We start from the raw sequence: 14,582 nt of genomic DNA on the forward strand, positions 1-14,582 counted from the left end.
CCCCCGATCCTCTTTTGCCGCCAAGGCGCCCCCCGTCATGAAACAGGACAGCCGTTTCCCGAATCTCTTCATCACCGATCACCCGCTGATCCAGCACAAGCTCACGCACATGCGCGACAAGGACACGTCCACCCGCACGTTCCGCGAGCTGCTGCGCGAAATCACGCTGCTGATGGGTTACGAGATCACCCGCAACCTGCCGATTACCACCAAGCGGGTCGAAACCCCGCTCGTCGAGGTCGACGCGCCGGTGATCGCGGGCAAGAAACTGGCGATCGTGCCGGTACTGCGCGCGGGCATCGGGATGTCGGACGGCCTGCTCGACCTGGTGCCGTCCGCGCGCGTCGGCCATATCGGCGTGTACCGCGCCGACGACCATCGCCCGGTCGAATACCTGGTGCGCCTGCCGGATCTGGAAGACCGCATCTTCATCCTGTGCGACCCGATGGTCGCGACCGGCTATTCGGCGGTGCACGCGGTCGACGTGCTGAAACGCCGCAACGTGCCGGCCGCGAACATCATGTTCGTCGCGCTGGTGGCCGCGCCCGAAGGCGTGCAGGTGTTCCAGGACGCGCACCCCGACGTGAAGCTGTTCGTCGCGTCGCTCGATTCGCACCTGAACGAGCACGCGTACATCGTGCCGGGCCTGGGCGACGCGGGCGACCGCCTGTTCGGCACCAAGAACTGAGCCCCGGCACGGCCCGCGGCGGCCCACCCGGCCGTTCGGCCATGCGCGGCGGCCCCGATCCGGCGGTCGCCGCGTGATAAAATCTCGATCCACTCGACACGCGCGGCCCCGCGGCTTCATGCCCGCCAACACGGCCGCCGACTCAACGACACATTGAAACAATCGCCCGCGCTGCGCGCCCGGGCACGGAGAAAGGTATGGCTGGTCATTCGAAATGGGCCAACATCAAGCATAAGAAGGCAGCGGCCGACGCGAAGCGCGGCAAGATCTGGACTCGCCTGATCAAGGAAATCCAGGTCGCGGCGCGCCTCGGCGGCGGCGACGTCAACTCGAACCCGCGCCTGCGTCTCGCGGTCGACAAGGCGGCCGACGCGAACATGCCGAAGGACAACGTCAAGCGCGCGATCGATCGCGGCGTCGGCGGCGCGGACGGCGCGAACTACGAGGAAATCCGTTACGAAGGCTACGGCATCAGCGGCGCGGCGATCATCGTCGACACGCTGACCGACAACCGCACCCGCACGGTCGCGGAAGTCCGCCACGCGTTCTCGAAGTTCGGCGGCAACATGGGCACCGACGGCTCGGTCGCGTTCATGTTCGATCACGTCGGCCAGTTCCTGTTCGCGCCCGGCACGTCGGAAGACGCGCTGATGGAAGCCGCGCTCGAAGCCGGCGCGAACGACGTGAACACGAACGACGACGGCTCGATCGAAGTGCTGTGCGACTGGCAGGCATTCTCGGCGGTGAAGGACGCGCTCGAAGCCGCGGGCTTCAAGGCCGAACTCGCCGAAGTGACGATGAAGCCGCAGAACGAAGTCGAATTCACCGGCGACGACGCGGCGAAGATGCAGAAGCTCCTGGACGCGCTCGAGAACCTCGACGACGTGCAGGACGTGTATACGAACGCCGTCATCGTCGAGGAATGAGATGCCGGCCGCCGCGCACCTGTTGCGGCGGCGGCCCGATCGAATCCGCGGCCGGCGCGCCTGAGCGTGCCGGCCGCCCTGTTTTCTAGTCTGCGGGGAATCCCATGAAACTACTCGTCGTCGGTTCCGGCGGCCGCGAACATGCGCTGGCGTGGAAGCTCGCGCAATCGCCGCGCGTCCAGATGGTCTACGTCGCGCCCGGCAATGGCGGCACGGCACAGGACGAGCGTCTGAAGAACGTCGACATCACGGCGCTCGACGAACTCGCCGATTTCGCGGAAAGCGAAGGCGTCGCGTTCACGCTCGTCGGGCCGGAAGCGCCGCTCGCGGCCGGTATCGTCAACCTGTTCCGCGCACGCGGCCTGAAGGTCTTCGGCCCGACCCGCGAAGCCGCGCAGCTCGAGAGCTCGAAGGATTTCGCGAAGGCGTTCATGAAGCGCCACGGCATCCCGACCGCCGAGTACGAAACGTTCTCCGACGTGGCCGCCGCGCACGCGTACATCGACGCGAAGGGTGCGCCGATCGTCGTGAAGGCCGACGGCCTCGCAGCCGGCAAGGGTGTCGTCGTCGCGATGACGCTGGACGAAGCGCATCAGGCCGTCGACATGATGCTGTCGGGCAACAAGCTCGGCGACGCCGGCGCGCGCGTCGTGATCGAGGAATTCCTCGACGGCGAGGAAGCCAGCTTCATCGTGATGGTCGACGGCAAGCACGCACTGGCGCTGGCTTCGAGCCAGGACCACAAGCGCCTGCTCGACGAGGATCGCGGCCCGAACACCGGCGGCATGGGCGCGTATTCGCCCGCGCCGATCGTCACGCCGCAGATGCACGCACGCGTGATGCGCGAGATCATCATGCCGACCGTGCGCGGGATGGAGAAGGACGGCATCCGCTTCACGGGCTTCCTGTACGCGGGCCTGATGATCGACAAGGAAGGCAATCCGCGCACGCTCGAGTTCAACTGCCGGATGGGCGACCCGGAAACGCAGCCGATCATGGCGCGCCTGAAGAGCGATTTCTCGAAGGTCGTCGAGCAGGCGATCGCGGGCACGCTCGACACGGTCGAGCTCGACTGGGACCGCCGCACCGCGCTCGGCGTCGTGCTGGCCGCGCACGGTTATCCGGACGCGCCGCGCAAGGGCGACCGCATCAACGGGATCCCGGCCGAGACCGAACAGGCGGTCACGTTCCATGCGGGCACGACGCTCGACGGCGACAAGCTGACGACGTCCGGCGGCCGCGTGCTGTGCGTGGTCGGCCTCGCCGATTCGGTGCGCGAAGCGCAGCAGCATGCGTACGACACGATCAACCAGATCAATTTCGAAGGCATGCAGTACCGCCGCGACATCGGCTTCCGCGCGCTCAACCGCAAGAGCGCGTAACGTTGCAACCGCCGCCCCGCCCGCGCGCGGCGGCGGCTCCTCTGCCGGGGTTCGATAGAATGCCCGGCAGATGCCTTTTTTACGGCCCCCGCTTCGCACGGGGGCACCCAGTCCAGACATGACCGATTCGACCTACGACGTGACGCGCGTGCGCACGTACCTTCAGGGCCTGCAGACACGCATCGCCGACGCGCTCGGCGCGCTCGACGGCACGCCGCTCGCGACCGATGCGTGGCAGCGCGGGCCGCAAGAGCGCCTGCGCGGCGGCGGCTGCACGCGGATTCTCGAAGGCGGCCGCGTGTTCGAGCGCGCGGGGATCGGTTTTTCCGACGTCGCGGGCGACGCGCTGCCGCCGTCGGCGAGCGCCGCGCGTCCGCAGCTGGCCGGCCGCGGCTTCGAGGCGCTCGGCGTGTCGCTGGTGCTGCACCCGCGCAATCCGTACTGCCCGACCGTGCACATGAACGTGCGGATGCTGATCGCGACGAAACCCGGCGAGGCGCCGGTCTTCTGGTTCGGCGGAGGGATGGATCTGACACCGGTTTATCCGTTCGAGGACGACGCGCGGCATTTCCACCAGACCTGCAAGGACGCGCTCGAGCCGTTCGGCGCCGAGCTCTATCCGCGTTTCAAGACGTGGTGCGACGAGTATTTCTTCCTGAAGCACCGCAACGAGACGCGCGGCGTCGGCGGGATCTTCTTCGACGATTTCTCCGAGCCCGGATTCGAACGCTCGTTTGAGATGATGCAAAGCGTCGGCGACGCGTTCCTGAACGCGTACCTGCCGATCGTCGAGCGTCGTGTCGCGCTGCCGTACGGCGAGCGCGAGCGCGACTTCCAGGCTTACCGGCGCGGCCGCTACGTCGAATTCAACCTCGTGTTCGACCGCGGCACGCTGTTCGGCCTGCAAAGCGGCGGCCGGACCGAATCGATCCTGATGTCGATGCCGCCGGTCGCGAACTGGCGCTACAACTGGCAACCCGAGCCGGGCTCGCCGGAAGCGCGCCTGAGCGAGTTCCTCGTGCCGCGCGACTGGGTCTGAGCCCGCCGCGCCCCGCCGCCTCAAGAACAGGACACGTTTTTCTGGACACCATCGCCCGCCCCGCCCCGCTGCCGCGTCGTATCGGCCTGCTGGGCGGCACTTTCGACCCGATCCACGACGGCCATCTCGCGCTCGCGCGCCGGTTCGCCGGGCTGCTCGGCCTGACCGAACTCGTGCTGCTGCCTGCCGGGCAGCCGTACCAGAAGCGCGACGTGTCGGCCGCCGAGCATCGGCTCGCGATGACCCGCGCGGCCGCGGATTCGCTCGTGCTGCCGGGCGTGACCGTGACCGTCGCCACCGACGAGATCGAGCACGCCGGCCCGACCTACACGGTCGAGACGCTCGCGCGCTGGCGCGCGCGGATCGGCCCGGACGCGTCGCTGTCGCTGCTGATCGGCGCCGACCAGCTCGTGCGCCTCGACACCTGGCGCGACTGGCGCACGCTGTTCGACTACGCGCACATCTGCGTGTCGACGCGCCCGGGCTTCGAGCTCGGCGCGGCGCCGCCGGACGTCGCGCGGGAAATCGCCACGCGGCAGGCCGGCGCCGACGTGCTGAAGGCCACGCCGGGCGGCCACCTGCTGATCGATACGACCCTTTCGTTCGACATCGCCGCGACCGACATCCGCGCACACCTGCGCGAATGCATCGCGCGCCATGCACAAATGCCCGACGCATCGGCCGAGCATGTGCCGGCCGCCGTATGGGCCTATATTCTTCAACATCGCCTCTACCATTCCTGAATCCATGGATATTCGCAAACTGCAGCGCGTGATCGTCGACGCCCTCGAAGACGTCAAGGCGCAAGACATCAAGGTGTTCAACACCAGCCACCTGACCGAACTGTTCGACCGCGTGGTCGTCGCTTCGGGCACCTCCAACCGCCAGACCAAGGCGCTCGCGTCGAACGTGCGCGACAAGGTCAAGGAAGCCGGCGGCGACGTCGTCAGCTCCGAAGGCGAAGACACCGGCGAATGGGTGCTCGTCGACTGCGGCGACGCGGTCGTGCACATCCTGCAACCGGCGCTGCGCCAGTACTACAACCTCGAGGAAATCTGGGGCGACAAGCCCGTGCGGATGAAGCTCGGCGGCGGCAAGGGGAACGGTTTCGCCACGGCCAGCGAAGGCGACGAGGACGAGGAAGAAGCCGCGCCCGCACGCCCGGCGCGCAAGACGGCCGCCCGCCGCCGTTGAGCCCCGAGTCGTTACGCGTCTCCCGATGAAGCTTTTCATTCTTGCGGTCGGCCACAAGATGCCGGGCTGGATCGCGTCCGGCTTCGACGAATACACGAAGCGGATGCCGCCGGAACTGCGCATCGAGTTGCGCGAGATCAAGCCCGAACTGCGTTCGGGCGGCCGCAGCGCCGAGAGCGTGATGGCGGCCGAGCGGCAGAAGATCGAGGCCGCGTTGCCGAAGGGCGCGCGCCTCGTCGCGCTCGACGAGCGCGGCCGCGACTGGACCACGATGCAGCTCGCGCAGGCGCTGCCCGGCTGGCAGCAGGACGGCCGCGACGTCGCGTTCGTGATCGGCGGTGCCGACGGGCTCGATCCGGAACTGAAAGCGCGTGCCGACGTGCTGCTGCGCATCTCGAGCATGACGCTGCCGCACGGGATGGTGCGCGTGCTGCTCGCCGAACAGCTTTACCGGGCGTGGAGCATCACGCAGAATCACCCCTACCACCGCGCATGACGTGTCGTCCTCGAGACGCGCGCCTCGCGCGCTCACCGAGATAACGACACCATGCCGTCCAGCACGTCCCCCGCACTTTTCCCGACCCTTTACCTCGCTTCACAAAGCCCGCGCCGCCAGGAGCTGCTGCAGCAGATCGGCGTACGCTTCGAGCTGCTGCTGCCGCGCCCCGACGAGGACGCCGAGGCGCTCGAGGCCGAACTGCCCGGCGAAGCCGCCGATGCCTACGTGCGGCGCGTGACCGTCGCCAAGGCCGAGGCCGCGCGTGCGCGCCTCGTCGCGAGCGGCAAGCCGGCCGCGCCAGTACTCGTGGCGGACACCACCGTCACGATCGACGGCGCGATCCTCGGCAAGCCGGCTGACGCCGACGATGCGCTCGCGATGCTCACCCGCCTCGCGGGCCGCGAACACGCAGTCCTGACCGCCGTCGCCGTGATCGGCGCCGACGGCGAACTCCTGCCGCCCGCGCTGTCGCGCTCGTCGGTACGCTTTTCAAATGCATCGCGCGACGCGTTCGCCCGCTACGTCGACACCGGCGAGCCGTTCGGCAAGGCCGGCGCGTACGCGATCCAGGGGCGCGCGGCCGAGTTCATCGAGCGAATCGACGGTTCCCATTCAGGTATCATGGGTCTGCCCCTTTTTGAGACCGCGGCGCTGTTGCGCGCCGCGCGTGTCGCCTTCTGAATCCCACCATGAACGAAGAAATCCTGATCAACCTCACGCCGCAGGAAACGCGGGTCGCACTCGTCCAGCAAGGCGCGGTGCAGGAGCTTCACGTCGAGCGCACGCTGTCGCGCGGGCGGGTCGGCAACATCTATCTCGGCAAGGTCGTGCGCGTGCTGCCCGGCATGCAGTCGGCATTCATCGACATCGGCCTCGAACGCGCGGCGTTCCTGCACGTCGCCGACATCTGGCATCCGCGCCTCGCGGGCGAGCCGCAGTCGGGCGCGCCGCACCAGCCGATCGAAAAGACCGTGTTCGAGGGCCAGACGCTGATGGTCCAGGTGATCAAGGATCCGATCGGCACGAAAGGCGCCCGGCTGTCGACGCAGGTCAGCATCGCGGGCCGCACGCTCGTCTACCTGCCGCAGGAGCCGCATATCGGCATCTCGCAGAAGATCGAGAGCGAGGCCGAGCGCGAAGCCGTGCGCGCACGGCTGACCGCCGTGATCCCGCCGGACGAGAAAGGCGGCTACATCGTGCGCACGATCGCCGAGGATGCAACTTCCGACGAACTCGCCGGCGACGTCACGTACCTGCGCAAGACGTGGGCGACGATCGTCGGGCAGGCGCAGCGGCTGCCGGCGACGAGCCTGCTGTACCAGGATCTCGATCTCGCGCAGCGCGTGCTGCGCGATTTCGCGAACGACGACACGACACGCATCCAGGTCGATTCGCGCGAGACCTACCAGCGCCTCTCCGAATTCGCGGCCGAGTTTACGCCGGCCGTGAGCCCGAAGCTGCACCACTACACGGGCGAACGGCCGCTGTTCGACCTGTACAACATCGAGACGGAGATCCAGCGCGCGCTGTCGCGCCGTGTCGACCTGAAGTCGGGCGGCTACCTGATGATCGACCAGACCGAGGCGATGACGACGATCGACGTGAACACGGGCGGTTACGTCGGTGCGCGCAACTTCGACGACACGATCTTCAAGACCAACCTCGAGGCCGCGCACACGATCGCGCGGCAGCTGCGCCTGCGCAACCTCGGCGGGATCATCATCATCGACTTCATCGACATGGAGAACGCCGAGCATCGCGACGCGGTGTTGTCCGAGCTGAAGAAGGCGCTGTCGCGCGACCGCACGCGCGTGACGGTCAACGGCTTCTCCCAGCTCGGGCTCGTCGAGATGACACGCAAGCGCACGCGCGAATCGCTCGCGCACGTGCTGTGCGAACCGTGCCCGACCTGCCAGGGCAAGGGCCAGGTGAAAACGTCGCGTACCGTGTGCTACGACATCCTGCGCGAGATCCTGCGTGAGTCCCGGCAATTCAACCCGCGCGAATTCCGCGTGATCGCCGCGCAGCAGGTGATCGACCTGTTCCTCGACGAGGAATCGCAACATCTCGCGATGCTGATCGACTTCATCGGCAAGCCGGTGTCGCTGCAGGTCGAGTCGAATTTGAGCCAGGAGCAATACGACATCGTGCTGATGTAACGGCCGTTCGAGTCCGGTTATTTCGGGTGAGCGGTTGGCGTTGCGGCCCGCTCGATCGCATTGCTGTCCCAACGGCCGAGCCGCATCGCTTCCTCCAGCATGCCGAGCGTCAACGGCACGCGCGGTGGTTGGCGATAACGCCCGGAAAACATCGCGAGAAACGTCGTCACCGTATCCTGTTCCTCCGGGCCGAAATAGCGGCCGCAGGGAAAATCGCCGGCCTGCACGCCAAACGTTTCGGCCCACTTGTCGATGAATTCGATTGCGTCGATTCCGGTCACATACAGATCCTCTTCGAGGCATGACGACGGAGCGATCTTCAGTTCGCCGCCGAACAACGGGCGACCCGGTTCTTCGCGCGTGAACGCGGCCAGCTTTTCCCGCGTATCGGTCGGCATTTCAGAACACCGGAAAAACAGGCCGCCCGCCTCGAGATCGATACGTCCAGTGAACGAATTGCGATCGTCCGACATGCGACCCTCGTTGTCGTTCGAGTAGCCGCCGACCATAGCAAAGCCGAGGCAGCCCGCCGTCCCTGTATCATTCGGTCATGCGCGCGATGAGCCGCCGGGCCAAGCCGCATCACGAAACGCCCATCGCGTCAATGTTCACGAATGGTTTCACGATCGCCCCCGCGATGACACGCGATCGAGACGGCGCCATGCGTCATCCTTTCGCTGCCGCCTCCGGCCGCACGATCCATTCCCCTCTCATTCACTCACCACACACCATGAGCCAAGGCCACAACCGCCGCCAGCGCAAGAAACTCCACATCGGCGAATTCCAGGAACTCGCGTTCAACGCGACCGCGCACTACCGCAATGAACTGACCGACCTCGAACGCGGCCAGCTGATCGACGCGTTCATCGACTTCGTCGAAGCGAACGGTCTGCTGACCGTCGCGTCGGCGGACGAAGGCATCGGCGCGTACGTGATCTCCGGCGCACCGCGCGGCACGACGACCGACGCCGATCGCGAACTCGTGCGCGGTTGGCTCGCCGCCCGTCCGGAACTGACCGACGTGCAGGTCAGCGAATTCTCCGACGCGTGGTACCCGGAAGCCTGACGCCCGGTTTCCCCCTGCTTTCATGCAGCGCCCGCGCCTGCCCGCCATGACGGCGGCAGGCCGGGCCGGCACCCATGCGCACGGCCCCTCGCCCGGCCACTTCCCCGTCGCCCCACGGCGACGCGACCGCCGCCGATCCCTACCTTTTCCCGACAGTCCGCCTCCAGCAAGCCGTCGAAATCGGCCCTGAAAGGAAGACACGTTAAAATCTCCCGTCGCGTGGTGCGCCGCCCGCACCCGCCATCCATCGCCAGCCGCGTGCCCTCGGGCCGCCCCCGACCCATGGAGTGAGTGTCAATGAGCGGCGGACTTCCGTTTCCCGCATCCCGCAAGTCGTTGCCGTCGTCGACGGTCTTCCTGATTCTCGCCGCCGCCGCGCTGCTGTCCGGCTGCGGGCTGCTGCCGGTCCAGAATCCGCCCGCGCCGATCAGCGAGGCGCTCGTCGAACCCGTCCAGGAAACCGCCGGCGAACCGCTGACGATGCCGCCCGTGCCGGCGCCGACGCAGCCGGAAGGGCCGGAAGCGCCGAAAAAGCCGCACCGCGAAGTCACGCGGCCCAAGCCCGTGCAGCGCCCCGAATCGCCGACGCCACCGCCGCCTCCGCCCGCGCCGATCGTCGCGACGCGCCCGCTCGACCGCACGCAGATCCATGCGCTGCTCGACAGCGAAGTCGCGCGCCGCAACGGCAAGGTGATCGGCCGCGCGGTCGACATGGTGACCGACGCGAGCGGCAAGCCGCGCGAGATGGTCGTCAACCTGCAGGGCTTCATGGGCGTCGGCGACCGCAAGGTCATCTTCCCGTGGAACGTGTTCCGCTTCACGCCGGGCGGCAAACAGGAGCCGATCGTGCTCGACGTGCCGTCGGGCGACCTGCCGCCTGCCGCGCGGCCCAAGGCCGTGCCGCTGTCGGGTTCGGCCGCGGCCTCGCCCGCGACGCGCCTGCCATTGCTCGACAGCGACGTCGAGCGCCCGAACGGCACGAAGATCGGCCGCGTCGTCGACGTGCTGATCGACCGCGCGTCGCAGCCGCAGGCTGTCGTGCTCGACCTCGGCGGGCTCGTCAATACCGACCGCCGTTCGATCGCCGCGAGCTGGGGCGCGCTGCGCTTCGTCACGCGCGACAAGGCGCTGCGCCCGCAGCTCGACCTGAACGACGCACAGATCAAGGCGGCGCCGCCCTACGCGGCCGACAAGCCGATCGTCGCGGTCTACCCGCCCGTTGCCCCGGCACCGGCTTCGTCTGCGAGTACGACCCGATGACGATCAAGCATTCCGTCAGCGTACGCAGTCTCCGGTCCCTCGACTGGCTCAACTTCTTCGTTGCAAACGTTCAAACCGGGTTCGGTCCGTTCATCGCGTCCTACCTCGCGTCGCACAAGTGGACGCAGGGCGAGATCGGCATGGTGCTGTCGATCGGCACGATCAGCGCGATGGTCAGCCAGGTGCCGGGCGGCGCCGCCGTCGATGCGCTGAAGAACAAGAAAGGCGCGGCCGCGTGGGCGATCGCGGCCATCATCCTGTCCGCGGTGCTGCTCGCGTCGAGCCCGACGATCGTGCCGGTGATCGCCGCCGAGGTGTTCCACGGTTTCGCGAGCTGCATGCTCGTGCCGGCGATGGCCGCGATCTCGTTCTCGCTCGTCGGCCGCGCCGACCTCGGCGACCGGCTCGGCCGCAACGCGCGCTGGGCATCGATCGGCAGCGCGGTCGCGGCGGGCCTGATGGGGCTCACCGGCGAATACTTCTCCGCGCGTGCGGTGTTCTGGCTGACCGCCGTGCTGGCACTGCCCGCGCTGTTCGCACTCGCGATGATCCAGCCGACACACGAAGTGATCCCGCAATCGTCGAAGCCCGACGATCACGGCGACCACGACGAAGCCGGCGAACGCGAGACACTGCTCGAACTGCTGCGCGACCGCCGGATGCTGATCTTCGCGGCGTGCGTCGTGCTGTTCCACCTGTCGAACGCGGCGATGCTGAACCTCGCGGCCGGTGAAGTCACGGCCGGGATGGGCGAGAACGTGCAGCTCGTGATCGCCGCGTGCATCATCGTGCCGCAGGCGATCGTCGCGATGCTGTCGCCGTGGGTCGGCCGCTCCGCGCAGCGCTGGGGGCGCCGGCCGATCCTGCTGCTCGGCTTCTCCGCGCTGCCGGTGCGCGCGCTGTTGTTCGCGGGCGTGAGCAGCCCGTACCTGCTGGTGCCGGTGCAGATGCTCGACGGCATCAGCGCGGCCGTGTTCGGCGTGATGCTGCCGCTGATCGCGGCCGACGTCGCGGGCGGCAAGGGCCGCTACAACCTGTGCATCGGGCTGTTCGGGCTCGCGGCCGGGATCGGCGCGACGCTCAGCACCGCGGCTGCCGGCTACGTCGCCGATCATTTCGGGAATGCGGTCAGCTTCTTCGGGCTCGCGGGCGCCGGTGCGCTGGCCGTGCTGCTGGTCTGGCTCGTGATGCCCGAAACGCGCGTCGAGAACGGCGACGCGGCGGCCGACGAACCGGCCGCCGCATCGCCCGAACAGGCGCACTGACGCCCGCGCGCCGCCGCTACCCGCTTCTTGGCCAACGCATGATGGATACGATCAGGACACTCAACGAAGCCCGCCAGCAGATCCAGCAGTCGATCTTCGATCTGTTCAAGGGGCTGTCATTCAGCGAACGGCTCGCGCAAGGCGGGCTGATGGCGCTGCAGGCCGTGTGCAGCGCGTGCCTCGCCTACGTGATCGGCCGCGCGATGCACACCGAGCAGGCCGTATGGGCGGCGATCACCGCGATCGCCGTCACGCAGCACAACTACTCGGACACGATGTCGCTGTCGCGCGACCAGTTCGTCGGCGCGATGGTCGGCGGCGTGCTCGGCTTCGCCGGCGCGGCACTCGGCGGCGACCGCCTCGTCGCGTATGCGATTACCGTCGCGGTCGTGATCGTCTGCTGCTGGTGCCTGAACGTCGGCAGCGCGGCACGGCTCGGCGGCGTAACCGCGACGATCGTGCTGCTGTTTCCGGGCAACGGCCCGCTGTGGGATGTTCCGCTGATGCGGCTCGGTGAAGTGACGCTCGGCACCGTGTGCGCGCTGGGCGTGTGCTGGGTGATGTCGAGAATCGAGCGCCGCTGGTTCCGCCACGCAGCGGCAAAGTGACGCGGCGGGCCGGCTGCCCGGCGCGCACCGCGGCATCGCGATACGCGCCGGACGATCGGCAAGGTCAGTCGCCGATCCGCAGCACGATGCCGGAACCGATCTGCACCAGCAGGTGATCCCCGCCGACGCCGACCCATTGATAGCCGCGCGGCGGCGGGCTCAGGTGATAGCCGCGCCAGTCGTCGATCACGTACTGGCGATCGCGGAACTCGGGGGGAAGCCGGTCGCCCTTGTGCCATTCGCGGCGCGGCTGGTCGGCCCAGCGCGGCGGCACGTCGTCGTCATGACGCATCTGGCCGGGCGGCATGTGTTTCGGGCCGTGGCCGTGCTGCATGCCGTGGCCGCCCTGGTCGTGGTGGTTGTCGTGGTCCTGCGCCATCGCGGCCGGTGCGGCGAAACCCGCCGCGATCACCGCGGCCAGCATCATTCCGTGCATCTTCTTCATCGTGCGTTCCCTCCGTGTCGTCACGTCGAACGAAACCACTCGACCTGCCCGATGAAGACTAGCACACGGTATCGCGCGGCTACGTAACCGCGCGTTACGCCGCCTGCTGCTGGTACTGGATCCGGTGCAGGTGCGCGTAGAGGCCGCCGTGGCGCAGCAATTCGTCGTGGCTGCCCTCTTCGACGATCTTGCCGGCCTCGAGCACGAGGATGCGGTCCGCGCGCTCGATCGTCGACAGCCGGTGCGCGATCACGAGCGTCGTGCGGCCCTCCATCAGCCGCTCGAGCGCGGCCTGCACGTGGCGCTCCGATTCCGAGTCGAGCGCCGAGGTCGCTTCGTCGAGAATCAGGATCGGCGCGTCCTTGTAGATCGCACGCGCGATCGCGAGCCGCTGGCGCTGGCCGCCGGACAGCCGCATCCCGTTGCCGCCGACGAGCGTGTCGAGCCCGTCGGGCATCGCGGCGACCGCATCGGCGAGGTTCGCGGCCTCGAGCGCGGCCTGCACGCGCGCGCGGTCGGGCGTCTGCCCGTACGCGACGTTCGCGGCGATCGTGTCGTTGAACAGCACGACGTCCTGGCTGACCATCGCCATCTGGCCGCGCAGCGCGTGGAGGTCGTAGTCGGCCACCGGCACGCCGTCGACCAGGATCGCGCCGTCGGTCGGGTCGAAGAAGCGCGGCAGCAGGTTCACGAGCGTCGTCTTGCCGCTGCCGGACGGGCCCGCGAGCGCAATCATTTCACCCGGCGCGACCTTGAACGAGATGCGGTCGAGCGTCGGCCGCTCGGTCGCGCCGTAGTCGAACGACACGTTGCGGAACTCGATCTCGCCGCGCGCATGCGGCAACAGCCGGCCGCCGCCCTGCGGCTCGGCCGGCTCGTCGATCAGCCCGAAGATCAGCTCGGCGGCCGTCATCCCGCGCTGCAGCGGCTGGTTGACGTCGATCAGGTGCTTGAGCGGCGAGATCACCAGCAGCATCGACGTGACGAACGCGACGAAGCCGCCGACCGTCGTCTGGTCGTTCGACGACTGCACGACCGCGATCGTGATCACGACCGCGAGCGCGATCGACGCGAGGAACTGCGTGAGCGGCTGAGCGAGGCCGCCGGAAACCGTCATGCGCATCGCGTAGCCGCGCAGGCGCTTGCTCATCTGCGTGAAGCGGTCGATCTCGTACGCTTCGCCGTTGTGCACCTTGACGACCTTGTAGCCGCCGACCGTCTCCTCGACGATGTACGACAGCTCGTTGGTCAGCGTCTGGTGCTCGCGGTTCAGGCGGCGCAGGCGGCGGTTGATCTTGCTGACGAGCCAGCCGATGCCCGGCAGGATCACCGCGACGATCAGCGTGAGCCGCCAGTTCAGGTAGAACAGGTAGCCGAGCAGGAAGATCACCGTCAGCGAATCGCGCACCAGCGTGACCATCACGCCCGTCAGCACCGACAGGATCTGGTTGACCTCGAACACGATCGCGTTGATCACCGTGCTCGCGGTTTCGCGCTGGAAGAACGACGCGCCGGTATGGATCATCCGCTGGAACATCTCGAGCCGCAGTTGCAGCAGGATGCGGTTCGATACGTAGTTGAGCAGGTAATTCGACGTGTACTGGGACACCCCGCGCACGAGCGCGAGGCCGATCACCGCGATCGGCACGTACCATTTCGCACGGTCGCTGCCGTGCGCGCCGAAGCCGTGGTCGAGGAGCGGCTTGAGCAACGCCGGGATACCGGCCTCGGTGGCCGCGACGACGCCCATCGTCATCACGGCGAGCACCACGATGCCGATCAGCGGCCGGATGTACGGCCACAGGCGCTTGAGGACCGTCACGGGCGAGGTGCCCGTGCCGTCCATCGGTTTGCGAAGAGTGTTCTGGGTTTCCAAGGCAATCCTTCTTGAGCCGCGAAGCGGCGCCCGGGCATGGCCGCCCGGGATGTCGCCCTGTCGGGCGGGTGCCGAAAAGGGCTCAACATTATAGCCGCACCGCCCCGGCGGGCACGGTCATGGCCGACACGGGGCCGAAGCGGTCGGCGGCTGGCGGCTGGCGACTGGCGACTGG

Annotated in this window: 16 protein-coding genes; 13 read left to right on the forward strand and 3 right to left on the reverse strand. The window is 68.0% G+C overall.

The genetic code is table 11. The features are described from left to right. Positions 1-37: 37 nt before the first annotated feature. The 9 genes from upp (at position 38) to rng (ending at position 7,887) form a co-directional block, all read left to right on the forward strand. The gene (gene upp / locus DPV79_RS38265; protein WP_011352740.1) at positions 38-688 is read left to right on the forward strand and encodes a uracil phosphoribosyltransferase; all 651 of its coding nucleotides are present in this window, start codon (positions 38-40) and stop codon (positions 686-688) included. Between the two features lie 197 nt (positions 689-885). Beyond that, positions 886-1,614, forward strand: a complete 729-nt coding sequence (locus DPV79_RS38270) for a YebC/PmpR family DNA-binding transcriptional regulator (protein WP_006478227.1) — start codon at positions 886-888, stop codon at positions 1,612-1,614. Between the two features lie 104 nt (positions 1,615-1,718). Continuing rightward, complete coding sequence (purD, locus tag DPV79_RS38275) at positions 1,719-2,996, forward strand: phosphoribosylamine--glycine ligase (protein ID WP_113047845.1); 1,278 nt, start codon at positions 1,719-1,721, stop codon at positions 2,994-2,996. A gap of 118 nt (positions 2,997-3,114) precedes the next feature. Further along, complete coding sequence (hemF, locus tag DPV79_RS38280) at positions 3,115-4,035, forward strand: oxygen-dependent coproporphyrinogen oxidase (RefSeq protein ID WP_021161098.1); 921 nt, start codon at positions 3,115-3,117, stop codon at positions 4,033-4,035. Between the two features lie 41 nt (positions 4,036-4,076). Then, positions 4,077-4,778: a nicotinate-nucleotide adenylyltransferase gene (locus DPV79_RS38285; RefSeq protein ID WP_244321878.1), complete on the forward strand. Its 702-nt coding sequence runs from the start codon at positions 4,077-4,079 to the stop codon at positions 4,776-4,778. 4 nt (positions 4,779-4,782) lie between these two features. Further along, positions 4,783-5,229, forward strand: a complete 447-nt coding sequence (gene rsfS, locus DPV79_RS38290; protein ID WP_048020458.1) for a ribosome silencing factor — start codon at positions 4,783-4,785, stop codon at positions 5,227-5,229. Positions 5,230-5,254: 25 nt separating this feature from the next. Further along, a complete protein-coding gene (gene rlmH / locus DPV79_RS38295; protein ID WP_006484265.1) occupies positions 5,255-5,725 on the forward strand; it encodes a 23S rRNA (pseudouridine(1915)-N(3))-methyltransferase RlmH in 471 nt (156 codons plus the stop codon). 51 nt (positions 5,726-5,776) lie between these two features. Continuing rightward, on the forward strand, positions 5,777-6,409 hold the full coding sequence (locus DPV79_RS38300; protein WP_059816116.1) for a Maf family protein: 633 nt from the start codon (positions 5,777-5,779) through the stop codon (positions 6,407-6,409). An 8-nt stretch (positions 6,410-6,417) separates the two neighbouring features. Further along, entirely contained in the window at positions 6,418-7,887 is a 1,470-nt protein-coding gene (gene rng, locus DPV79_RS38305; RefSeq protein ID WP_113047847.1) for a ribonuclease G, read from the forward strand. 17 nt (positions 7,888-7,904) lie between these two features. Here rng and DPV79_RS38310 read toward each other — a convergent pair whose 3' ends face one another. Then, entirely contained in the window at positions 7,905-8,285 is a 381-nt protein-coding gene (locus DPV79_RS38310; protein WP_113047853.1) for a DUF1493 family protein, read from the reverse strand. 332 nt (positions 8,286-8,617) lie between these two features. On the opposite strand from DPV79_RS38310, the gene DPV79_RS38315 reads away from it, so the two are divergent. The 4 genes from DPV79_RS38315 to DPV79_RS38330 all read left to right on the forward strand — a co-directional run bounded on the left by DPV79_RS38315 (position 8,618) and on the right by DPV79_RS38330 (position 12,086). Continuing rightward, the gene (locus DPV79_RS38315; protein ID WP_027786829.1) at positions 8,618-8,953 is read left to right on the forward strand and encodes a YggL 50S ribosome-binding family protein; all 336 of its coding nucleotides are present in this window, start codon (positions 8,618-8,620) and stop codon (positions 8,951-8,953) included. A gap of 297 nt (positions 8,954-9,250) precedes the next feature. Then, positions 9,251-10,213, forward strand: coding sequence for a PRC-barrel domain-containing protein (locus tag DPV79_RS38320; RefSeq protein ID WP_021161090.1), 963 nt, complete (start codon positions 9,251-9,253; stop codon positions 10,211-10,213). Continuing rightward, positions 10,210-11,478 (forward strand): MFS transporter, encoded by a 1,269-nt coding sequence (locus DPV79_RS38325; protein WP_021161089.1) that lies wholly within the window; start codon positions 10,210-10,212, stop codon positions 11,476-11,478. The genes DPV79_RS38320 and DPV79_RS38325 overlap by 4 nt, the downstream gene beginning before the upstream one ends. Before the next feature lie 41 nt (positions 11,479-11,519). Continuing rightward, on the forward strand, positions 11,520-12,086 hold the full coding sequence (locus DPV79_RS38330; RefSeq protein WP_021161088.1) for an FUSC family protein: 567 nt from the start codon (positions 11,520-11,522) through the stop codon (positions 12,084-12,086). Between the two features lie 64 nt (positions 12,087-12,150). Here DPV79_RS38330 and DPV79_RS38335 read toward each other — a convergent pair whose 3' ends face one another. After that, positions 12,151-12,531: an RcnB family protein gene (locus DPV79_RS38335; protein ID WP_021161087.1), complete on the reverse strand. Its 381-nt coding sequence runs from the start codon at positions 12,529-12,531 to the stop codon at positions 12,151-12,153. A gap of 94 nt (positions 12,532-12,625) precedes the next feature. Then, positions 12,626-14,377 (reverse strand): lipid A export permease/ATP-binding protein MsbA, encoded by a 1,752-nt coding sequence (msbA, locus tag DPV79_RS38340; RefSeq protein WP_034195746.1) that lies wholly within the window; start codon positions 14,375-14,377, stop codon positions 12,626-12,628. Positions 14,378-14,582 lie beyond the last annotated feature (205 nt).

It is taken from the genome of Burkholderia reimsis (assembly GCF_003294055.1).
GTDB classification, from domain to species: Bacteria; Pseudomonadota; Gammaproteobacteria; order Burkholderiales; family Burkholderiaceae; genus Burkholderia; species Burkholderia cepacia.